Origin of the sequence: Lysobacter sp. TAB13 (assembly GCF_052113885.1) — a bacterium.
Lineage (GTDB): Bacteria > Pseudomonadota > Gammaproteobacteria > Xanthomonadales > Xanthomonadaceae > Lysobacter > Lysobacter gummosus.
Genome location: NZ_JBFRDR010000007.1, coordinates 71,385 through 93,431, shown reverse-complemented (window position 1 = coordinate 93,431; position 22,047 = coordinate 71,385). Strand labels below are relative to the sequence as shown.

Annotated in this window: 17 protein-coding genes; 12 read left to right on the top strand and 5 right to left on the bottom strand. The window is 66.5% G+C overall.

Annotated features, from left to right (window positions below):
• Positions 1–42 precede the first annotated feature (42 nt).
• From AB4Y92_RS10720 to AB4Y92_RS10710, 3 genes are all read left to right on the top strand, one after another.
• Positions 43–894 carry a hypothetical protein gene (locus AB4Y92_RS10720; RefSeq protein WP_441819631.1) on the top strand — a complete coding sequence of 284 codons (852 nt, stop codon included), beginning with the start codon at positions 43–45 and terminating at the stop codon, positions 892–894.
• 588 nt (positions 895–1,482) lie between these two features.
• Positions 1,483–2,196 carry a response regulator transcription factor gene (locus AB4Y92_RS10715; RefSeq protein WP_441819630.1) on the top strand — a complete coding sequence of 238 codons (714 nt, stop codon included), beginning with the start codon at positions 1,483–1,485 and terminating at the stop codon, positions 2,194–2,196.
• Between the two features lie 73 nt (positions 2,197–2,269).
• Positions 2,270–4,639, top strand: a complete 2,370-nt coding sequence (locus AB4Y92_RS10710; RefSeq protein ID WP_441819629.1) for a two-component regulator propeller domain-containing protein — start codon at positions 2,270–2,272, stop codon at positions 4,637–4,639.
• Here the strand turns inward: AB4Y92_RS10710 and AB4Y92_RS10705 are convergent.
• Entirely contained in the window at positions 4,609–6,084 is a 1,476-nt protein-coding gene (locus tag AB4Y92_RS10705) for a sensor histidine kinase (protein WP_441819628.1), read from the bottom strand. The two genes, AB4Y92_RS10710 and AB4Y92_RS10705, sit on opposite strands and share 31 nt — an antisense overlap.
• Positions 6,085–6,723: 639 nt before the next feature.
• Between AB4Y92_RS10705 and AB4Y92_RS10700 the strand changes: the two genes are divergently transcribed.
• The 4 genes from AB4Y92_RS10700 to AB4Y92_RS10685 all read left to right on the top strand — a co-directional run bounded on the left by AB4Y92_RS10700 (position 6,724) and on the right by AB4Y92_RS10685 (position 14,914).
• Complete coding sequence (locus AB4Y92_RS10700) at positions 6,724–7,251, top strand: hypothetical protein (protein WP_441819627.1); 528 nt, start codon at positions 6,724–6,726, stop codon at positions 7,249–7,251.
• Between the two features lie 18 nt (positions 7,252–7,269).
• Positions 7,270–13,425, top strand: a complete 6,156-nt coding sequence (locus tag AB4Y92_RS10695) for a YadA-like family protein (RefSeq protein WP_441819626.1) — start codon at positions 7,270–7,272, stop codon at positions 13,423–13,425.
• Positions 13,426–13,614: 189 nt separating this feature from the next.
• Positions 13,615–14,397, top strand: a complete 783-nt coding sequence (locus tag AB4Y92_RS10690) for an OmpA family protein (protein ID WP_441819625.1) — start codon at positions 13,615–13,617, stop codon at positions 14,395–14,397.
• Between the two features lie 46 nt (positions 14,398–14,443).
• Positions 14,444–14,914 (top strand): DUF4019 domain-containing protein, encoded by a 471-nt coding sequence (locus AB4Y92_RS10685; RefSeq protein ID WP_441819624.1) that lies wholly within the window; start codon positions 14,444–14,446, stop codon positions 14,912–14,914.
• 56 nt (positions 14,915–14,970) lie between these two features.
• Here AB4Y92_RS10685 and AB4Y92_RS10680 read toward each other — a convergent pair whose 3' ends face one another.
• On the bottom strand, positions 14,971–15,603 hold the full coding sequence (locus AB4Y92_RS10680) for a TetR family transcriptional regulator (RefSeq protein ID WP_441819623.1): 633 nt from the start codon (positions 15,601–15,603) through the stop codon (positions 14,971–14,973).
• Between the two features lie 180 nt (positions 15,604–15,783).
• Here AB4Y92_RS10680 and AB4Y92_RS10675 point away from each other — a divergent pair, with 180 nt between their 5' ends.
• Both AB4Y92_RS10675 and AB4Y92_RS10670 read left to right on the top strand, forming a co-directional pair.
• Complete coding sequence (locus AB4Y92_RS10675) at positions 15,784–16,659, top strand: O-methyltransferase (RefSeq protein WP_441819622.1); 876 nt, start codon at positions 15,784–15,786, stop codon at positions 16,657–16,659.
• Between the two features lie 36 nt (positions 16,660–16,695).
• On the top strand, positions 16,696–17,562 hold the full coding sequence (locus AB4Y92_RS10670; RefSeq protein WP_441819621.1) for an SDR family oxidoreductase: 867 nt from the start codon (positions 16,696–16,698) through the stop codon (positions 17,560–17,562).
• Between the two features lie 122 nt (positions 17,563–17,684).
• Here the strand turns inward: AB4Y92_RS10670 and AB4Y92_RS10665 are convergent, their stop codons facing one another.
• Together AB4Y92_RS10665 and AB4Y92_RS10660 are read right to left on the bottom strand one after the other, a co-directional pair.
• The gene (locus tag AB4Y92_RS10665) at positions 17,685–18,161 is read right to left on the bottom strand and encodes a YybH family protein (protein ID WP_441819620.1); all 477 of its coding nucleotides are present in this window, start codon (positions 18,159–18,161) and stop codon (positions 17,685–17,687) included.
• Positions 18,162–18,269: 108 nt separating this feature from the next.
• The gene (locus AB4Y92_RS10660) at positions 18,270–18,869 is read right to left on the bottom strand and encodes a hypothetical protein (RefSeq protein WP_441819619.1); all 600 of its coding nucleotides are present in this window, start codon (positions 18,867–18,869) and stop codon (positions 18,270–18,272) included.
• A gap of 216 nt (positions 18,870–19,085) precedes the next feature.
• Between AB4Y92_RS10660 and AB4Y92_RS10655 the strand changes: the two genes are divergently transcribed.
• Both AB4Y92_RS10655 and AB4Y92_RS10650 read left to right on the top strand, forming a co-directional pair.
• On the top strand, positions 19,086–20,057 hold the full coding sequence (locus tag AB4Y92_RS10655; RefSeq protein ID WP_441819618.1) for a hypothetical protein: 972 nt from the start codon (positions 19,086–19,088) through the stop codon (positions 20,055–20,057).
• Positions 20,054–21,067 (top strand): hypothetical protein, encoded by a 1,014-nt coding sequence (locus AB4Y92_RS10650; RefSeq protein WP_441819617.1) that lies wholly within the window; start codon positions 20,054–20,056, stop codon positions 21,065–21,067. Before AB4Y92_RS10655 ends, AB4Y92_RS10650 begins: the two co-directional genes overlap by 4 nt.
• Positions 21,068–21,192: 125 nt before the next feature.
• On the opposite strand, the gene AB4Y92_RS10645 is transcribed toward AB4Y92_RS10650, so the two are convergent.
• Positions 21,193–21,474 carry a hypothetical protein gene (locus AB4Y92_RS10645; RefSeq protein WP_441819616.1) on the bottom strand — a complete coding sequence of 94 codons (282 nt, stop codon included), beginning with the start codon at positions 21,472–21,474 and terminating at the stop codon, positions 21,193–21,195.
• A gap of 105 nt (positions 21,475–21,579) precedes the next feature.
• Here AB4Y92_RS10645 and AB4Y92_RS10640 point away from each other — a divergent pair, with 105 nt between their 5' ends.
• Positions 21,580–21,990 carry a hypothetical protein gene (locus AB4Y92_RS10640; protein ID WP_441819615.1) on the top strand — a complete coding sequence of 137 codons (411 nt, stop codon included), beginning with the start codon at positions 21,580–21,582 and terminating at the stop codon, positions 21,988–21,990.
• The last annotated feature ends 57 nt before the right edge of the window (positions 21,991–22,047 follow it).

Sequence of the window (22,047 nt, the reverse complement as noted above, 5' to 3'; positions counted from 1 at the left end):
GCTTGGGTCGCTTCAGCGCCGGCCGAGAACTGTTCCCCGGCGATGTCGATCCGGGCGGTGGTCATACGTCGTTTGAAGGAAGGCAGGCACCCGCTTGCGCTTCAGGCTTCAACCACGAGGACTTCAACCATGACCCACCCCCGTTTTCCGATCGCGATCGCCATCGTGCTCTCCATGGCCGCAGCGGTCGCCGCGCCGGCGGCCGCAGCGGCTGAGCCGGCCATCGCCGCCATGCCGGCGGAGCTGGAAATGCAATTCGCGTTGAGCGCGGTGCCGGCGCCCCTGCGCGAGAAGGCCGGCGTGTATGTGCTCGATCCCAAGGCCGGATACCTGCGCAAGCGCGAAGCGCGCAACGGTATCGACTGCGTGGTCGAACGGACCGTCTGGGAATTGAACGATTTCCGCGACGACATCTATATCCCGCTGTGCTACGACGCCGCCGGCGTTTCGAACTATCTGCGCGCCATCATGGACGCCGCCGCGCTGCGCGCCCAGGGCTTCAAGCCCGCCGCGCTGAAAACGGAAATCGCAAGCCGCTACTCGAACAAGACCTATCGCGTTCCGGACAAGGCGGGCCTGTCGTACATGGTGGCGCCGATCATGCGCACGGTCGGCCCACCCGACATGAAGGTGCATACCATGGCGATGCCGCACTTCATGTTCTACGCCCCCGGCGTCAGCAATGCGGATATCGGCGCGGTGCCGGACCTCGCCGACCATGCCAGCCTGCTCAATCCGTTTATCGACAAACAAGGCATCGCCGAGCAGAGCTATATGATCCAACTCGTGGGCGCGGCCGAGAAGGCCAAGATCATGTCGGACGAAAAGCCGCTGATCGACGCGCTGTGCGCCTATCGCGAGGTGCTGTGCCTGCAGAGCGGCGCGCATCACTGATCGCTCGTATCGCCCGGCGCCGGTCAGCGGATCGGCGCCGGGCGTGGCTGGCTCTGAAGCGGTTAGGGCTCATCTTTTGGATCCACGACCGGTCGATGGGCATCGACAATTCGCCGCCGCGACCGCGCGCGGAAGACGCGCCAAAGAACCACCTTGTCGGGACGATGCCCCCATTTCGGTCGCCGACTTTCAGGGCTGATCTTTCTCGCCGTCCTGTCCGCGTGCGCATTGCCTGCCGGACACCTGTCCGTCCATCTGCCAGACTCGAAACGAGAGACGTCCGAGAACTGCGCGCTGGCGAAAGAACGACAGAATCAGCTGGCGATCGACCACTGGGGCGAGGTAGCGACGAAGGAGCGAGGCCACGTCTGGTTCGAAGATGCGTCACTCTCAATGACTAATCCATTGGTCGAATGTCCCTGAGTCCGCACAACATCCAGCCGCCCGACCGATGTGATAATTATCACGAAAGCAAGTTCCGTAACGATTGGCCACAAAGCGCGATGCTAGGCTGGCTCGGACGCGGGATTGCAATGGGGTGTCCGCGCGTATCAGGAAGCTGACACGGGTTTCCTTGGGGGATTGGTGATGAGCGCTCGCTTGCGAGAGGCCGCGCGGCGGCTGCCTGTGCTTGCGGTAGTGGAAGACGATCGTACGTTCCGCGAAGACGTGCTGTTGCCGGTGTTGTCCCACTCCGGGTTCTCCGTCGTCGGCATGGACGGAGCGCTGGAGCTGTATCGGTCGATGACGCTTCGCTCCTTCGATCTGATCCTGCTGGACGTCGGTCTGCCCGACGAAGACGGCTTCAGCATCGCCGCGCATCTGCGCCGGCTGTCGCCGCGGGTCGGGATCGTCATGTTGACCGGATACGATTCCGCACAGGATCGGATGCGCGGCCTGCGCGCGGGCGCGGATGCCTATCTGCCCAAGCCGGTCGATATGGATGAGGTCGTGACGACCTTGCACAATCTGGCGCGATGGGTGATTCCGGACGCCGCCGCCGCGCCGACGTCCACGCATTGGCGACTGGACGAACGCGGCTGGTGCATATTGACCCCCGGCGGCGTCGAAATCGAATTGAACCTGGCCGAGCGGCAAGTCATGGCGATGCTGGCCGCGGCCGCCGGCATTCCGGTGCAACGCGAGACCTTGATCGCGAGTCTGGTGAAGAACGCATACGACTTCGATCCGCACCGATTGGAAATGATGGTTCACCGCCTGCGCAAGAAATGCCAGCAGGCGGCGGAAGAGGAGCTTCCTCTGCGCGCCGTGCGCGGCATCGGGTACGTGCTCAACTGGTAATCGATCAGGCCGGCCTCATGCCGGCGGCGGGGAAGAAGCGGTTGTGAGAGTCATAGAGGTCTGGCGGCGGTTGATGACGGTGGTTATCGCTGTGTTCGTCATCGGCGGCGCTGCTTCGGCATCGCCCCAGATCCAGCCCCGCTACCGCGCCGGCGTGCACGTTTTCACCGGCGACGACGGGCTTCCGCAGTCTGGCGTGAATTCCGTGGTGCAGACGCACGACGGCTATCTGTGGATCGGCACCTTCGGCGGCCTTGCGCGTTTCGACGGCCTGGCTTTCACGGTGTTCCGCGGCAAACCTTCGCTCGATACGCCAGGCCCCAAGGACGGCGCGCAAGGCGGGCCGCCCAGCGATCGCGTGCTGGCGCTGCATGAGGACGGCCGCAAGCAGCTGTGGATCGGCACGCAGGACGCGGGGCTGAGCATCTACAGCCACGGGACGTTTCAGCACTTGCCGATCTGCGACGGCACCTGCCAGGTCAACGCCATCACGCAAGCGCCCGACGGCAGGCTGTGGGTGGCGAGCAACGTCGGCTTGTTCAATCTGGATCCCGTGCACAAGCAAGTGACCTGGGTCGATCCGGTGAGGACCGGCCATGCGGCCATGGCGTTCGACCCCACCGGCCGTCTTTACGTGGGCGGCGGCGAAGGTTTTTTCGTGCTGGCCGATCGAAGGCTTCGCCGCATCGCACTGCCCGACGGCGACCAATGGGTGCAGACCTTGCAAGCCGACGGCCGCGACTTCCTCGTCGGCACCGATCGCGCGCTTTATCGCTATGAGCCCGGGCAAGGGCGATGGCGCCCGCTCGGCGTCGCCGGCCCCACCGCCGCGGTCAAGGATGCGGACGGCCGGTGGTGGGTGGCCACGGCCTCCGGTCGATTGGTCCGCGAGAACGGCGCCGGAGAATGGCGCGAGATCCCGGAATTGTTCGGCATGGGCATTATCAGCCTGGCCAAGGACGACGAAGGCAATCTGTGGCTGGGCAGCGGCAGCAAGGGCCTGTTGCGCGTGCGCAAACCTTTGTTCGGCCAGATCCCGGTGTTCCGGGACGGGGTGATCATGGCCGGCCGCGCAGTGGTCGAGGACGGGCAGGGCGGATTGTGGTTCGGATCGGCTTGCGGCGGGTTGAACCATTGGCGGGCCGACGGCGCGATGGCGCGGCAGCCGCTGCAGCTGTGGCCGCATGTCGATTGCGTCACCAGCCTGGCGCTGGATCGCAACGATGCGTTGCTGGTCGGAACCGCGGAAGGGCGCCTGGTGCGCATCGCCGACGGCAAGCCGACGCCGGTCGGCGTCTGGTCGGGCGTGGGAGCGATCAATGTCTGGCGGTGGGGCGAGGGGCGTTTCCTCGTCAGCGCCGGGCGCGCGACGTTCGAAGTCTGGATCGACAGCGAAGGACGCATCACCGGCCAGCGCCGCATCGACGCCCTGCGCGGCATGAGCGTGAACAATGTCGTTCCCGCCGCCAACGGCGGCGAATGGTTCGTCGGCGACCGTGGCGTGTGGCGCTTGCTCGATAACCGCATCGTCGAGCGATGGACGCCGCAAGAGGGCTTGTCGTCGCGTTTCGCCCGCGCCTTGTACGAAGACAAGCAGACCGCCACGCTGTGGGTGGGAACCTACGGCGGCGGCTTGAATCGGATACACGGCGGCCAGGTGCATCATTACGACACCCGCAACGGCCTGTTCGACGATACGGTCTCATGCATCCTGGCCGACGGCCGCGGACGGTTGTGGCTGGGCGGCAATCGCGGCGTCACTTTATTGCCGAAGCCGCGGCAGGCCGCGGCCGATATCGAATCCCTCGGCTACGCCGTGGACGACGGCTTGATCCCGTCGGAAATCAACGGCGGGCATTCCACCGCCTGTCATCGCGATGCGCGGGGCCGGCTGTGGTTTTCGCTGGTGGAAGGATTCGCCGCGATCGATCCTGCCGATGTTCCGCAGGCAGCCTCGGTGCCGCTGCGGCCGCGCATCGAAGAAGTGGCGATCGCCGGGCGCATGCAGAAGATCGTCGGATCGTCGCTGACGCTGGAGCCCAATGCGCGCAGCCTGGAAATTCATTACACCGCCATCAACCTGAGCCGGCCGCGGGACACCTACTTCCGCTTTCGCCTGCTGGGCTTCGATCCGGATTGGGTGGAGGCGGGGCAGAACCGCAGCATCCTCTATCCCCTGATTCCGTGGGGCGAGCATGTGTTCGAAGTCCAGGCGCGTACCCAGGGCGGGCGATGGTCGACGGTGCCGGCGCGATTGAAGATCCTCAATCCGCAGCCTTGGTATCTGCGGCCGTGGATTTTGATCCTGGCGACGTCGTTAGGGTTGCTGGTTCTGGTGATCGGCACCCAGCTCGGCGCCGGTCAGGAGCGAAGCGGCGACGGAGAAATGCCGCAGGCGAACGATCGTCGGCGTCAACGCGACCCGGAGCCGGCGTCGCGATAGCCACCGGCGGTTTTGTGTTCGATCGCCGAGGCTGCGCTGTGGTAATCGCCGGCCACCACCGGCGGCGGAGAAATGTCCAGGCCGGCGCCGTCCTCGATCTCGCTCCCGGCCTGCGCCAGCGGCAGGCGGATGCGCATGCGCGTGCCCTGGCCCGGGGCGCTGCCGACCTCGATCTCGCCTCCGTGTTCGGCCACGAAGCGCTGCACGGTCGTCATGCCGATGCCGGTGCCCTTGTCCTTGGGCTTGGTGGTGAAGAACGGTTCGAACACGCGCGCCAGCACCTCCGGCGTCATGCCGATGCCGGTGTCTTCCAGCTTGAGCGCGGCATGCGCTCCGTCGGCTTCGACGGATAAGGAGAACCGGCCGCCTTGCGGCATCGCATCGCAGGCGTTACTGGCGATGTTAAGCAGCGCCAGCACCAGTTCGTCGCGATCGGCCCTGACCAGCAGGCCGGTCGCGGAGGTGTCGAGCGAGGCCTGGATGCCGCGCGGGAACATCGGCAGGATCAAGGGCCGCACCTCGTCGATGGCTTCGGCCAGATCGAACGTGGACACCTGGCGCACATGCGTGCGGCTGAAGCTGAGCAGGCGCCGGGTCAGCGTGGCGCCGCTGCGCGCGGCCTGTCGGATGCCCGGAAGCACCGCGTCGATGGAACCGCCGCGCTTATCCACCGAGGTCGCGTGCCCCAGGATCACGCTGAGGATGGCGTTGAAATCGTGGGCGATGCCGGTGGACAGCCGGCCCACGGTTTCCATTTTCTGCGTTTGCAGCAGGCGCTCGTACGCACGCTCCTTTTCTTCCACCTGGCGGGTGAGTTCCAGGCAGAGCGCGTTGAGTTCTTCGCTGCGATTGATCGCCCGCTGCGAGGACAGGATCAGCCGGTCGAGAATCATCACCAGCACGAGAAAATTCATCCCGGCCAGGAGCAGGTTGGACAGCACTTGCGAGGCCTGCATGGAATCGGTCGCCAGCCGCAGGTCGGTATGCGCGCCGATCCCCAGCACCGCGGTGTCGGCCAGCGCCGTCCACCACACCGCGCCGCGGCCCAGGAACAACCCGGAAAACAACAGCGGCAGCAGCAAGGTGATCTGCAGTCCGGATTGCGCCTGCAATCCGTAGGCCTGATAGCTGGTGCCGATCAGCAGCAGTCCGCCGACCACGGTGAGGCTGGTCGCCAGCCGGAACAAGCCGTTGCGAAGCAAACAGAAACACAGGCAGGTGTAGGCGCCGATCATCAGGATCAGGCCGTTCTCGCCGCCGTCGCCCCGGTCCGCGCCGGCCGCGCACGAGGCGATCGCCGTGAACAGCGTCGCGGTCGTGGTGACGGCGAGGATCGCCTGCAAGGTCAGCGCGTTGCGCCGGTCGCGCCTGGAGTGGATGGGTACGCGGTTCATCCAGCCGATGAAGCCGTGCCACAGGGACAGGAGCGGTGCGCGGGCGGTCATCGGTGCGGTCGATGCGAGCAAGGGGGTGATGGCCAAGGGGGGCGGCCCGTACCGCCGGACGGCGAGCGGTCGAGGAGCGGTCGGCCCCTTCCCGCTGCAACGTTCGCGCGATCGACGGACTCGCCGTGGCAGAACGCGATCTGCCTTGAATGACATCGATATCCAGACTAGCACCGCGTTTCGGCACGGTAACGGTGGATTAGGTGTGTCGGCAAGGAATCGCGATCTGCGTCACCTTTTATTGGGCGTCATTGGGCGAATCCGCGTTGCGGGTTCGCTTGCATTTCTCACCAACGGTGAGGAAGGGGAAATTTCGTCGTCGTCGTCGTCGCCCCGGGGCGCGTCGCGCCGGCCTGCTTCGCGAAGGCCCGGACGACGGGAAGCCGCTTGTCCGCCGCGGCGATGGTGCGGACCAGCCGACTACCCCGGCGGCGACGTGGACGCAGTCCGTCTGGCGGGTTGGTGAGGATCTCCGCGCGCCGGCTGACCACCGCGCTCGCGAGCGGCGCGCTAGACAAGCATCGCGCCCGTTGTCGGCGCGGCAACCGTTGGGCGACGACTGGCGATGCGGGCGCGCCTGTCGATGCCGCCGCTGCTGCGCGAGTTTGATTTGTCGCCGAGCCATCGGCGCGTTCGTGGTTGCACGATCGCACTGCCGCTCGCGCCGAGATTTCCGCGGACGAAAAATATTCATCGTCATTACTCAAAACCAATCCGGCCGATGTCTCGATAAAGCAACGCTTGCACTGCGGATCGCTGAAATTATTCGTGAGGGCTTGTGCGTGTAATGGCGGATATCGATCGCTAGTGTTCGACGCGCATGAGCGGTGCGCGATTCGTAAAACACGACGATTGCGCGCTTCGGACAATCCTCACGATGGGCGGCGCATGAAGCGGAAAATCGACGTGCGTGGTGGCGGTGCCTCAGCGCGAAGCGAACGTCCGGCCTGTGCCGACATCGCGACCCATCGCAATCGTCCGCATTCGCGCAACGCAATCGTCCAGGCCGCCTCGCGTGAGGCCGACCGACGCATCGCCGGCGACCAAGACCCAACCCACTGCGCGCGCGGCGCCGCGCTGGAACGCGCGGCCGCTACGACTTTCATCGAAAGAGCCGGCAGGCCAGGTCCTGTCGCTCTCAATCCCACAGCCCATCGGATCGGCTAGTAACTGGGGAAGCATCCAATGAATAAAATCTACAGCGTTGTCTGGAGCCGCTCGCTCAATCAGCTGGTGGTCACCTCCGAATTGGCCGGAGGCGGCGGCAAGGCCTCGCGCGACCGGCGCAAGGGTCCGCGCACGACGGCGAGCTTGAGCGCCGGAGTCATGACCGCGCTGTTGGCGATGGGCGGGACGGGATGGGTTCCATCGGCGCAGGCGCAGGCCGTGGATTGCAGCGTGGCGCCTTTCAACGCGTACAACGGCACCGCCTCGTGCATGGGCCTGAGTTCCAGGGCGTCGGGAATCGGCGCGACCGCGCTGGGCTCGCTGGCGACCTCCGATGTGCTCGGCGGACTCGCGGTCGGCTATGCCTCCCATAGCGCCGCGCAGAATTCCATCTCGGTCGGCTTTCAGGCGTATTCCACGGGCGTCAACTCCATCTATCTGGGCGCGCGCAGCGCCGGCAGCACGGGCGCGTTGGGCGGAGGCTCCATCGGCATCGGCACGGACGTGACCGCCGCGAGCGACAATACCGTCGCCATCGGCACCCAGACCCGGGCGATGGGCGGCCTGTCCATCGCGATCGGCACCAATGCGGTGACGGCCGACAGCTTCGGCGTCGCCATCGGCACCAGCGCGAATGCGGGCGCCAACAGCAGCACCTCGGTCGGATACGCATCGTACGCCGCCGGCGTCAACGCGTCCGCATTCGGCCGCAGCGCCAGCGCGGTCGGCTTGCGCAGCGTCGCGGTGGGCTTCCAGGCCAACGCGGCCGTGCTCGATGCGATCGCGCAAGGCACCAGCGCCGCCGCGGGCGGCCAGAACGCCATCGCCATCGGCTTCCAGGCGATCGCGACTCCGTTGAACTCGGTCTATCTGGGTTCGCGCACCGCCGCCGGAACCGGCGCTACCGGGATCGGCTCCATCGCCATCGGCACGGATGTCACCGCGACCCAGCAATACGCGATCGCGGTGGGACGCCTGAGCCGGGCGACGGCCACCGATGCCGTCGCGGTGGGGCCGAGCGCCGTGTCGAGCGCGCAGAGCGCGATCGCAATCGGACGCAACAGCACCTCCAGCGCGGTCAATGCGATCACGCTCGGCGTCGATAACAGCGCGACCGGCGTCAACGCCGTGGCGATATCGGCCCTGGCCCAGGCCACCGGGCAGAACGCGCTGGCGATCGGCACCGGCGCCAATGCGACCGCCAACAACGCGATCGCGATGGGCAACGTGACGATCGCCGACGCTGCCGATGCCGTGGCGATCGGCAACGGTTCGCGCGCCACCGGCGGCCGCGCTGTCGCCATCGGCGCGGGCAACTTCGCCAGCGGCAACGGCGCGGTGGCGATCGGCGATCCGAACACCGCCAGCGGCAACGGCGCGGTGGCGCAAGGCCTGGACAACACCGCGACTGGTAACGGCTCGATCGGTATCGGCAACACCAACATGGTCGGCGGCGGCGGTCAGGCGGTCGGCGTGGCCGGCACGCCGGCGCAGGGTGCGGTCGGCATCGGCTTCCAGAACGCCGTGGTCGGCCAGGGCAGCGTCGCCATCGGCAGCACCAGCCGCGCGCTGGCGGCGGGCGCGGTCGCGTTCGGCGACACCGCGGTGGCGAACAATGCGCGCGATGTCGCGCTGGGCTCGGGTTCGGTGACCGCTGCAGCGGTGGCGACGCCGAGCACGACGATCAACGGCACGACTTACAACTTCGCCGGCGTCGCGCCGACCAGCACGGTCAGCGTGGGTTCGCTCGGTAACGAACGCACCATCACCAACGTCGCGGCGGGCCGGATCTCCGACGCCTCGACCGATGCGATCAACGGTTCGCAGTTGTATGCGGCCAACCAGGCGATCGAACAAGTCGCCACCACCGCCAACGCCGGTTGGAACGTCAGCGCGCAGGGCGCCAACGCCAGCAACGTGGCGCCGGGCGAAGCGGTCGATCTGAACAACACCGACGGCAACATCGTGGTCAGCAAGACCGCGGCCAGCGACAACGTCAGCTTCGATCTGGCCGACGACATCACCGTCAACAGCGTCACCGCCGGCAACACCGTGTTGAACAACAACGGGCTGACCATCACCGGCGGGCCGAGCGTCACCACTTCAGGCATCAATGCCGGCGGCCTGGTGATCAACAACGTCGCGCCGGGCGTGGCCGGCACCGACGCGGTCAACGTCAGCCAGCTGACCGACGCGACCACCGCGGTGCGCACGCACTACTACAGCGTCAACGACAATGGCGTCGCGGGCGGCAACTACAACAACGACGGCGCGAGCGGCGTCAACGCGTTGGCCGCGGGCGTGGGCGCGACCGCCACCACCGCCGGCGCGACCGCGGTGGGCTTCGGCGCGACCGCCGCGACCCAGGCCGGCGACGTGGCGTTGGGTTCGGGTTCGGTCACCAGCACCGTTGTGGCGACGACCGGCGACACCATCGCCGGGACCGCCTACAACTACGCCGGCACCGCGCCGACCAGCACGGTCAGCGTCGGCGCTGTCGGCGCGGAGCGGACGATCACCAACGTCGCCGCCGGCCGGGTGTCGGGCGGCTCGACCGATGCGATCAACGGTTCGCAGTTGTTCGCGACCAATCAGGCGATCGAACAAGTCGCGACCACTGCCAATGCGGGCTGGAACGTCAGCGCGCAAGGCGCCAACGCCAGCAATGTGGCGCCGGGCGAAGCGGTCGATCTCAATAACACCGACGGCAACATCGTGGTCAGCAAGACCGCGGCCAGCGACAACGTCAGCTTCGACCTGGCCGACGACATCACCGTCAACAGCGTCACCGCCGGCAACACGGTGTTGAACAACAGCGGCCTGACCATCACCGGCGGGCCGAGCGTCACCACCTCCGGTATCAACGCCGGTGGTCTGGTGATCAACAACGTGGCGCCCGGCGTGGCCGGCACCGATGCGGTCAACGTCAGCCAGCTGACCGATGCGACCACCGCGGTGCGCACGCATTACTACAGCGTCAACGACAACGGCGTCGCCGGCGGCAACTACAACAACGACGGCGCGACCGGCGTCAACGCGATCGCTTCCGGCGTAAACACCCGCGCGACGGGCGTGGCGTCGTATGCCGCGGGCTTCGGCGCGACGGCGAGCCAGGACAACAGCGTCGCCATCGGCACCAACGCGCAAGCCGTCACCGGCGGCGTGGTCGCGCTCGGCATCAACAGCTTGTCCTCGGCCCAGAACACGATCGCGATCGGCGTCGGCGCCACGGCCAATGTGCGTCTCGGCATCGCCATCGGCGGGGCGTCCCTGGCCGGCGGCAACGGCGCGGTGGCGATCGGCGATGCTTCGCGCGCGACCGATGCCTACGCGGTCGCGCTGGGCATGGTGTCGACGGCCACCGCGAGCCAGGCGGTGGCGATCGGCCACTTCGCGGATGCGACCGCGACCTCGGCCCTGGCCGCGGGCTATGACGCCAACGCGACCGGTCTGTATTCCACGGCTTTGGGCCGTTTGAGTTCGGCGTCGGCGGAAAGCGCTCTCGCCATCGGCAACACCGCCAACGCCAGCGCCACCGGCGCGATCGCCGTGGGTCTGAATGCAGCGTCCAGCGGCGTCAACGCCATCGCCATCGGCACCGATGCTAGCGCCACCGGTTCGGTCGCGGTGGGCGCCGCGGCGCGCGCCGGCAACGGCGGCGCGGCGTTCGGCGACGGCGCCAATGCGACCTACAACGGCAGCGTGATCGATCCGGCGCTGGTGGCAGGCGCAGCGCTGGGCCGCAACGCCATCGCCGATGTATCCGGCGCCACCGCGTTGGGCACCAACACCTCGGTGACCGCCGTCGATGGCGTGGCCCTGGGCCGCGGCTCGGTGGCCAGCACCGCCGCCGGTGTGGCTGGTTACGATCCGATCAGCGGCTTGCCTTCCACCGATACCTCGCCGACCTGGCGCAGCACCTTGGGCGCGGTGAGCGTGGGCAATGGCACCGACACGCGCCAGATCACCGGCGTGGCGGCCGGCGCGCGGGACACCGATGCGGTGAACGTGGCGCAGCTGACCGCGGCGGCGCGGGCGGCGACCACGCATTACTACAGCGTCAACGACAACGGCGTCGCCGGCGGAAACTACAACAACGACGGCGCGACCGGCGTCAACGCGTTGGCCGCAGGCGTGGGCGCCAGCGCCACCGTGGCCGGCGGCACGGCGGTGGGCAACGGCGCGGTCGCGGGCACGCAGGCCGGCGACGTGGCGCTGGGTTCGGGATCGATCACCGGTGCGGTGGTTGCGACGAGCAGCGACACCATCGACGGGGTCGCCTACAACTACGCCGGCATCGCGCCGACCAGCACGGTCAGCGTCGGTGCGGTCGGCGCCGAACGCACCATCACCAACGTCGCCGCCGGCCGGGTGTCGGGCGGTTCCACCGACGCGATCAACGGTTCGCAGTTGTTCGCCACCAATCAGGCGGTGGGCGCGCTGGGCGTCAATCTGGATCAGCTGGGCAACAGTACCGCGGCCTCGCTGGGCGGCACCTCGGTCTACAACCCGGCCACGCACACGCTGACGGCGGGCCTGGCGGTCGGCGGCAACAGCTACACCAACGTGCAGGACGCGTTGACTCAGGTGAACAACAACGCCACCGCCGGATGGAACATCGCCGCCGGCGGCAATAGCGGCAACATCGCGCCCAACGAAACCCTGACCGTGGCCGCCGGCAGCAACGCCACGGTCGCCTACGACGACGCCTCCGGCACCTTGACGGTCGGCGTGGTGCCGGACCCGAGCTTCAACAGCGTGGTGGTCGGCAATACCACGATCACCACCAACGGCCTGACCATCGCTGGCGGGCCCAGCATCACCAACGTCGGCATCAACGCCGGCGGCACGACCATCACCAACGTCGCCGCCGGCGTCAACGGCACCGACGCGGTGAATCTGGATCAGCTGAACCAGGCGGTCTCCTCCGGCACCGCGCATTACTACAGCGTCAACGACGGCGGCGTGCAGGGCGGCAACTACGCCAACAACGGCGCCACCGCCACCGGCGCGATCGCTTCGGGCGTGAACGCCAGCGCCACCGCCGGCGATGCGGTGGCGATCGGCACCGGCGCCACCGCGGGCACCGCCAACAGCGTGGCGCTGGGCGCGGGCTCCTCCACCGCCGCCGCGGTGGGCACCGCCAGCGCCACCATCGCCGGCACCACGTACAACTTCGCCGGCGCCGCGCCGGTGGGAACGGTGAGCGTGGGCGCTCCGGGCGCCGAACGCACCATCACCAACGTCGCCGCCGGACGCTTGTCGGAGACTTCCACCGACGCGGTCAACGGCTCGCAGCTGCACGCGACCAATCAGGCGGTCAACGCCCTGGACGGACGCGTGACCAACGTCGAGGGTGACATCGCCGATCTGAGCAACACCGTCAACGGTTTCGACGGCCGCATCACCCAGGTCGAAGGCAACGTCGCCAATCTGTCGAACACCGTCAACAGCTTCGACGGCCGCATCACCAACGTGCAGAACGGTTCCGACGGCATGTTCCAGGTCAGCCAGGAAGGCAACATCGCCAAGCCGCAACCGACCGGCACCAACTCCTCGGCCGGCGGCAACGGCGCGGTGGCCAGCGGCAACAACGCCCTGGCGGTGGGCAACCAGAGCACGGCCAGCGGCAACGCCAGCACCGCGCTGGGCACCGGCGCGACCGCGAGCCACGCCAACAGCGTGGCGCTGGGTTCCGGTTCGGCCACCACGGTCGGCGCGCAGAGCGGATACAACGCCGCTTACGTCGGCAACAGCACCTCCACCGGCGAGGTCAACATCGGCGGACGCACCATCACCGGCGTGGCGCCCGGCATCGCCGGCACCGATGCGGTCAACGTCAGCCAGCTCAACGCCGGGGTGAGCTCGGCGGTCGATCAATCGAAGGCCTACACCGACGCGCGCTTCCAGAAGTTCGACTACGACGTGTGGAACCTGCGCAAGGATTTCCGCGCCGGCACGTCCTCGGCGATGGCGATGGCGGGCCTGCCGCAGGCCTACCTGCCGGGCAAGAGCATGCTCGCGATCGCGGCCGGCGGCTATCAGGGCGAATACGGCATGGCCGTGGGCCTGTCGGGCATCACCGAGAACGGCCGCTGGGTCTACAAGGCCCAGGCCAGCGGAAACACCGCGCGCGACTGGGGCTTCTCGGTCGGCGCGGGTATCCAGTGGTGATGCGATGCGCGCAGCGTCCAAGGGCGCTGCGCGCAATCCGATGAAGTCTTGGTCGCAGAACCCGAACGAATCAAAACACTGTCCGGCGGCGCGGATTCATGCGCGCCGACCGATGGTCACCAGTCAAAGCGAGGAACTCCAATGGAAGCCAAACGATTCGCTGGCATAGCGATCGCGTGCACTGTCGCGATGGGACTGTTGTCCGCTTGCGGTACCCGACATGTCAGTCGCGACATCTCCGCCGACGGCGTGCCGGGCGAGGTGGTGTTCCCGGCGCCGGAACGCGCGGTGTTGAAAGACGGAACCTTTCCCAACCTGGACAACCTGCGCCTGATCGCGCCCGGCGTCGGCAAGGAGCAGCTTTATCACCTGCTGGGACGCCCGCACTTCCACGAAGGCTACGCCGGCGTTCGCGAATGGGACTACCTGTTTCATTTCCGCCGCGACGGCAGCGTGACCACCTGCCAGTACAAGGTGATTTTCGACCAGAACTATCTGGCGCGCAGTTTCTACTGGCAACCGCAAACCTGCGGCGAGCTGCTGCGCGAGCCCGTCGCGATGGCGGCGGCTCCCGCGGCGGCGACCACGCGTAATTTCTCCGTGTCCGCCGACGCCTTGTTCGCGTTCGGCCGCGCCGGCGCCGGCGATCTGCAGGCGGGCGGCCGGGCGGAGGTCGCGCGCATCGCCGGCGAACTGCGCAATGCCAAGACACTGCGCGCGGTGCGAGTGATCGGACACACCGACCTGATCGGCGGCGATCAAGCCAATCAGGCGCTGTCGCGCCAGCGCGCCGAAACCGTGCGTCAGCTGTTGATCGAGGAAGGCGTGCCGGCCCGAGTGATCTCCGCCGAAGGTCGCGGCGAGTCCGAGCCGGTCGTCGGCAACTGCGAGGCTTCGATGCAGCGCAGCGCTTTGATCGCCTGCCTGCAGCCCAACCGCCGCGTCGAGATCAAGGCCGATGTGGAAGAGTGAATCGCCGCATCGTTTTCATCCATCACGTAGTAACCGAGGTAAGGCCATGAAATTTTTCGTAACCGCGATGGCAGCGGCGCTGTGCGTCGTGTCCGCATCGGCGATCGCCCAGGGCCAGGCGCCGCGATCGGCTCCGGCGACCCAGCAAGCCGCCGCGCGCGATATCGACCCCAACACCCTGGCTAACTCCGCACTGCAACTGCTGCAGGCGATCGATCGCGATCAGGCCGGCGCGTTGTGGGACAACTCCTCGAGTGTGACCAAGCGCAGCGCCAAGCGCGACGACTTCGTCGGCTATGTCGGCAAGAGCCGCAAGCCGCTGGGCGCGGCCAGCTCGCGCAACTGGATCGCGGTGCGGCGCGAAGTGGTGGGCAACGGCGCCAAACTTCCGCCTGGCCTGTACGCCAGCATCGAATTCTCCAGCCAGTTCCAGGGCAAGCGCGCGGCGACGGAGCTGGTGTCGTTGCGTCAGGACGAGGACGGCATGTGGCGGTTCTCGGGTTACGTCATCCAGTAAGCGCGCTGTTGAGGCGCATCTGCACAGCGTCCATGCGCCATAGATGAAGCGGGCGCCTAGGCGCGGCCGATGCTATCGATATAGGCCAGGAACATATCGGACATGGCCTGCGCATAGGCCTTGATCTCCGGCGCGGTGCGCGGCGTTTCCGAGAACTGTTTCCCCACGGTGCTGAGCGTCGTGCCGATCAGATCGCCCGCGCGAATACGCGCGGGCGCGGGCGTGTTCGGCAGGATCTCGCGCATGAAGGCCTGCAGCGTGCGCTCGCCCCTGGCCCGGGCTTTCTTCGTCTCGGGCGCGTCGCGGTAGAGCGGGGCGGCATCGTTGAGCGCCACCCGCATCTGCGCCTCGTCGCACTCGGAGCGGACGAAGGCATGGACCAGCGCCCTCAGCCGCTCATGCGGCGGTTTCCCGACATCTTTCAGGATGACGCTCAGCAGGTCGGTCGTCTGCTGCCATTCGTCGCTCTGCAGGCGGAACAGAATCGCGGCCTTGTTGGGGAAGTACTGATACAGCGAACCGACGCTGACGCCGGCCCGCTCGGCGACGCGTGCGGTGGTGAACCGCTGCGCGCCTTCCACGGCCAGGACCTGCGCGGCCGCCTGCAGGATCGCGGTGACGAGCTGATTCGATCTGGCCTGCTTCGGCTGTTTCCGCGAAGAAATCCTGGGGGCTTTGCGATCGGTCATGGCCGGCCTGTCGATGCGGATTCGAGATGACGAACTGGTCGCATCATAGGCCCAGTCGGGAAAGCTGGCACGCCGCCTCTGCGAACATGAGCGTGTACATCGCCCCAAGCGGTGCGATCGACTCGTGGCCCAACGCAGCGCAGTGCCGGTGAGACAGCCTGTTCGGCCGCTGCTGCAATCATGAAGGCCGGGTTCGCGAGCCGGAAAAATGCGAACCGCGATGCGGAGATGACCGAAAGACGCTCGGTCAGGAAAGTTGTTTGTCATCGAAATATCAGGGAAAAACAGGCGATTTGTCTCGGCTCTAACCGCGCGAAATCTAATGCGAATACAAAATACGACGCTTTATTCGTATTGTGTGTCGACACCAGATTTCACCCAATCAAGGCAGATATCGCTATGAACACCCTTGCAGTTTCACCCCTTGCGCCGCTGCTCGATCGACTCTTCAAACAAGCCGATGCGGCGACCAGCCCGGCGGTCGCCGAGATGTCGCGCGACGAGCGTTTGCGTCTGATGCAGAGCAAAACCGAGTACCTGGATTTCTATGAACGGATGAAGGATCTCTGGCTTCCGGTCTCGCGCGAAACCGGTCATCTGCTCTACATGCTGGCGCGCGCCTGCAATGCCCGCAGCGTCGTCGAATTCGGCACCTCTTTCGGGATCTCGACGCTGCATCTGGCCGCGGCCGTCCGCGACAACGGCGGCGGACGGATCATCACCACGGAGTTCGAGCCGGTCAAGGTCGCGCGCGCCAGGCAACACTTCGCCGAAGGCGGATTGCTCGATCTGGTGGAGGTTCGCGCGGGAGACGCGCTGCAGACCCTGGCCTTGGACCTGCCCGATTCGATCGACCTGCTGTTGCTCGACGGCGCCAAGTCGCTTTACCCCGAAGTGCTGGCGCTGGTGGAAACCCGTCTGCGGCCGGGCGCGCTGATCGTCGCCGACAACGCCGACTACAGCCCGGACTATCTGGCGCATGTGCGCTCGCCGGCGTCGGGCTATATGTCGATTCCCTTTGCCGATGACGTCGAACTTTCGATGCGTCTGCCGTAAGTCGCGTCCAATCTCAGAAATTTCCAGGAGATCGCCTTGAACATTTTCGTGACAGGAGCGACCGGCTGGGTCGGCTCGGCGGTGGTGGCTGAGCTGCTTCGCGCCGGCCACGCCGTCGCCGGCCTCGCCCGGACCGATGAAAAAGCCGCGGCTCTGGCGGCGACCGGCGCGCAGGTCGTGCGCGGAACGCTCGAAAACCTCGATGGATTGCGCGATGCGGCTTCGATCGCGGACGCGGTGATCCACACCGCGTTCAATCACGACTTTTCGAAGTTCGCCGAGAACGCGGAGCAGGACCAGCGCGTCATCGCGGCGCTGGCCGACGCTCTGGAGGGTTCGGATCGCCCGTTGCTGGTCACCTCCGGCCTTGCGGGCATCGCGCGCGGCGCGACCGAGGCGGACCTGCCGAAGTCGGTATCGCCGCGCAAGTCCGAGCAAGCCGCGCAGGCCGCTCGCGAGCGCGGTGTGCGCGTCGCGACGGTGCGCCTGGCGCCTTCGGTTCACGGCGCCGGCGACTACGGCTTCGTTCCCATCCTGGTCCGCACCGCGCGCCAGCACGGCGTGTCGGCCTATATCGGCGCGGGCGACAACTGCTGGTCCGGCGTGCACCGATCGGACGCCGCGCGCGTCTACCGGCTTGCGCTGGAGCAGGGTGTAACCGAAACGGCGTATCACGCGGTGGCGGACGAATCGGTAACGTTCAAATCGATCGCGGAAGTGATCGGCCGCCGGCTCGGATTGCCAGTCGAATCGCGCGACCGCGATCACTTCGGTTGGTTCGCCATCATGGCCGGCGGCGATATGTCGGTATCCAGCGAGCGCACGCGCAAGCTGCTCGGCTGGACGCCGACCGGCCCGAGCCTGTTGGCCGACATCGATCAGCCGGCCTACTACGCCGGCTGAGTGCCGACGGACGCAGGTAGCGAAAACGCGTTCGGCCAGGCATGGCGCGCCATGCCCGGCCGTGTCGCGATGCGTGGAGCCTCATTGCGTCACGCACGCGACCTGCGCATCGCCAGTGCCGACTACGGTTTGGCGATCGGCGTGGTCGTATCCGCGCTCAACCGCCATTGACCGCGCACCTTCGCCCAGTTGGCGACATCGATCGCGTGCAGGGTGATGCCGGCGGACGGGATGGTGAACTCGATGCGGTCGACGACCACGGCGCTCGAACACTGGCTGATGGTCTGCGCCAGCAAGGTGCGCTTGAACACGTACTCGTTGGCCATCACCGCGCGATAGAACGCGGTGATCGCCGGCTTGCCGTTGAGCACCTGGCCGAGGCTGTTGACCTGCACCGCATCTTCCGCGAAGCCGGCCATGAATCGGTTGAGGTCGCGGCGGGCAAAGGCATCGCCGAGGCCTTCGGAAGCGCGTTCGAACTCGCGTTCGCAATGACGATGCTGCGCCGCCATCGGGTCTTGCGCCATCGCCGCGAGCGGGATCAAGCCGGACAACGCGAGCGTCATGCCCGCAGCGGCCATCGAGGTGCGACTCTTCATGTTCGGTCCTTGCTGAAGTGGTTGGAGACCGAACGTTATCCAAGGCGCTTGCGCGGCGATGTACCGCGATCGCGAAAGCAGCTGACCGGGTTGTTCAATACGCGATGCTTATTTGTCGCCCTCGCATTCCATGTCGGCCGCGCCCATGTGATCGAAGCCGGTGAGATCGACCGAAGTCACGCCGCGGCCGGGGTCGCTGGCGCGGCGGCCCAGGGCGTCGTCGCTGCTCAACGGGTACTGGACGGAGGTGTCCATCAGGTTTTCCGGATAGGCGCGCACTTCCGCTTCGGTCGAGGTGGATGCTTCCTTGCGCGGCAAATGAAAGCTCTTGCGCACTTCGGCTTCGTTCCATGTTCCCTTCAGGGTCACGGTCACGCTGCGCAGATCGCCGTGCTCCCAGTCCAGATCGATTTTCGTCGCGAGCGGATGCACCTTGGCGGCCAGGCGGTCGGGAAAGGCCGGGCCTTCGTAGTAAGCGTCGGTGGGATTGCAGACATCGCCCTTGTTCTCGTAGCGCTTCAAGGAGCAATTGAAGCGCTTGTCGCGATGGCCGAAGGTCTTTTCCAGATAGCAACCGAAATCCTTCGACGACATCCGCGGCCATTTCAGCAGGTCGACGCTGGGCGCAGGCAGTCCGGCGCTCATGGCCGGCGGCATGCCGGCGAGGCAGGCCATGAAGACGGTCAGGCCGGCGATGACTGTGGGCATCTTTTTCATACGGGGTGCGGCCTTGTCGAAATGCGCGAATGGATCGGGGGCGCAGAATAGCGGGGCGGGTCGGGTTTGGATGCCCGGTAGTTACCCTATCTTGCGATTTCCGCGTTGACGGTGGCCGGCCGCCTCGATCTGGCATGACAGGATCGAGAGCGGGCTATCGAGGCGGCCGCAAACGCCGGTTCGCAGGTGTGCGAAACTCAGCCCGCGGTGGAGCCGCGTGGCTGGCGTCATGGATCGCAGGAGGCAAGTGTGGGTATGGAACGGCGCACAAGGGGCCGCTGGATCGTCGGGGTCTTGATAACGGGATTGGTCGTGCTCGCGGTCGGCCTGGGCGGTTGGTGGGTGTTGAATCGTGGCCGTCAGACGGGCGAGGCACCGCCGTCGGCTTCAGTGGCGGCGACTGGCGGTGCGCGCGTGGCGGATTCCGGCCCGGCCGCGGCGCCGCTGCCCACCGGAGCGTTCCGGGACATCCACAAGGAACTTGAAGTCCGCGCACGCGCGGGCGACGCGCCGGCGGCTTATCGCCTGGGCCAGATCATCAGCCGCTGCCGCGAGTACAAGCCGATACCCGGCGGCGAGTTCACGCAGATGCTGGCGGGCGCGATCGCACATGCCAGCGGCGCCATACGCATGGGCAGCCGCAAGCTGGACGATCCGGATCTGCTGGACATGCTCCTGTACGCCAAGAACGAAGCCGATGCGATCTGCGGCGGCGTGGGCGACCTTCCGGCGTCGGTGCGCAAGGGCGACGCGCGCCTGTGGTTCGAATTGGCGGCGGAGCGGGGCCATACGAAAGCGATGACCGACTACGGACGTTTCGCGTTCGACGATTTCGCCTCCGATGTCGATCTGCTGGACAAGGCGGACGAAGTGGTCGCGCGGCGCGAACGCGCGCGCGGCTACCTGCGCCGCGCATTCGAGTCGGGCGAGCCTGAGTCGCTGCTGGCATTGGCGGCCGCGCACGGGAACATGCCGTTTCTGGGCCGCGATACGACGGAATCTCTGGCTTACTGGAAGGCGTATCGCCAGACCGCGCCGGGGCGCAAATTGCCGGCGGGCGTGGTGAACATGATGGAGGAGCAATTGCCGGCGGCGTCCAATCCGCAGCAGGTGCGCGATTCGCAGCTGCGATCGGCCGAAATCATGCAGGCCTTCCAACAACACAGGGCGCCGCGATGAAACGCTGGCTGGGGTGGGGCGGATTATTGTTGGCGCTCGCCGCGCTTGCCGGGTGGTTTTATCTGACGCGGCTGACGCCGGTGCGCAGCGTGCCCTCACCGGGGATAGAACTCGCGAATGCAGCGGCGACCGGGCCGGAGAATCATTCGGCGCCGGGTGCGCAGAATTCCGCCGATGTGCTTCGCCGGCGTTTGTCTGAGCTTCCGCAACGCTCGCCAAAGGCGCATGCCGCGATGGAGAGCATGCTGGCCGAAATGCAAAAACGGGACCCATACGCGCGTTGGTGGCTGCTGCCGATCGACGAAATCCATGGCGAAATCCGCACGGCGGCGGAACACGGCGATCTTAAGGCCGCGTATGCCTTGGGCATACGCTATGGGCAATGCAGCAGGGCGCTGGAGGACTACGCGCCGCAAAAACTGCTGGCGGAACTGGATCAGGAAATAGAGCTGGCAGGTTCAACGCCCGTGGCGCGAGGCAGCATGGAGAACGTGGGCAACAGAATCAGCAGTGAACTTGAAACCTACAATGCCTGTGCGACCTTGGACCGTGCGTTGCTGGACGAGTCTATGCTGTGGTTGGAGCGCGCCGGTCGGGGAGAGGCCAAGGGTGCCCGGCTCGCCTATGTCTCCGCCTGGATCAAGCAGGCGAGCGGTGACCGCAATGAACTGATCGCCGATATCGAGCGCATGGCCGCGCAGCGGGCGCTGGCGCGCGAATGGCTGCAGCAGGGCTTGGCTGCGGGAGATTCGGACGCGTTGGACCAGTACATCGAGGCGTATTCCGGTCAGGGTGGCTTGCTGCCTCGCGACCGGATGCAGGAAATGGCGTATCGCTATGCGCGCGATCTGGTCCGCAGCCGACGCGTTTCCGAATTCGATGCGCTATGGGCCAGCGGCCCGACTCGTTACGGCGATGAGTTGAGCTCGCAGCAATGGGATGCGGCGGAAGCGCAGGGACGCAGTATTTTCAAGACTTACTACGAAGCCAAGCCGGACCGGGCGCAGTAAGCGGTCCAGGTTCGACCTCGCCGATGCGGTCGCCATCGGCGCATGGCCCCAACGCAAAAGCCCCGCCGAAGCGGGGCTTTTGCGTTGGCGTCCAGGCTAACCCACAGGGGCGGCCGGGGCCCGGGTCAGGATTGCGGAAGGTCGCATTTCATTCTGGCATCGATGTGAAACGGCTTGGGAACATCGGGGTTCGAGCTTTTCTGCTCGCCGTCGAGTTCGAAGGACTTCGCATCGGGCGTGCCGCCGCGCTCTTTGCAGGCGGCGGTCAGTTTTTCCTTGACCGCGGCGATCGCGCTGTCCCGGGTCGCGCCGTCGGCACTGTTGGTCACGTTGACGATTTCCGCGAATGCGTTCTGGCTCATTGCGAAAGCGAAACCCATCAGGGCGATCAGATACAACTTCCTCATGATCTTTTCTCCATTAAGCAACTGACATCGATGGTGGCGGTGATGCTGCGCTGGGCTGCGGAGGTAAGTTATCCATAGCCTGTCGTTAACGCAGCGAGAAGGATGATGCGGGCTCGATCCATCGTCGCTTTCGAATACGCGTTTGGCCGCTTCGAACAGTCGGCGTACCGCGCACTCAACACGCTGGCGCCGGGCCTGCAGCTGAAGGTGGTCAACGGTTCGATCAAGCTGTATCTGAGCGCGTACGGCGATGTGCCGGCCGAGTCCTGGCGCCGCTGCGATCCGAACAACTACTCCATGGGCGGCGAAGCCGAACCGGTGCACGGGATGTCGTTCTGCCTGGACCGTTCGCGCACGCCGCTGATGCAGGAGCCCAACGGCCTGTACTACCTCGCGGCCGGCAACACCACGCTGTATCAGGCCAGCCAGTACAGCCTGATGACAGCGCGCGCCATGGGCGCCGACCCGCAGCGCCTGCAGCAGTGGGAGGCGTGGCAGAACCGGATGTGGCCGTGAGCGGTTGCGATATCTAAAGCATGTTACGAGCGAGGGCGGCGAAGATGCCGCCGCCCT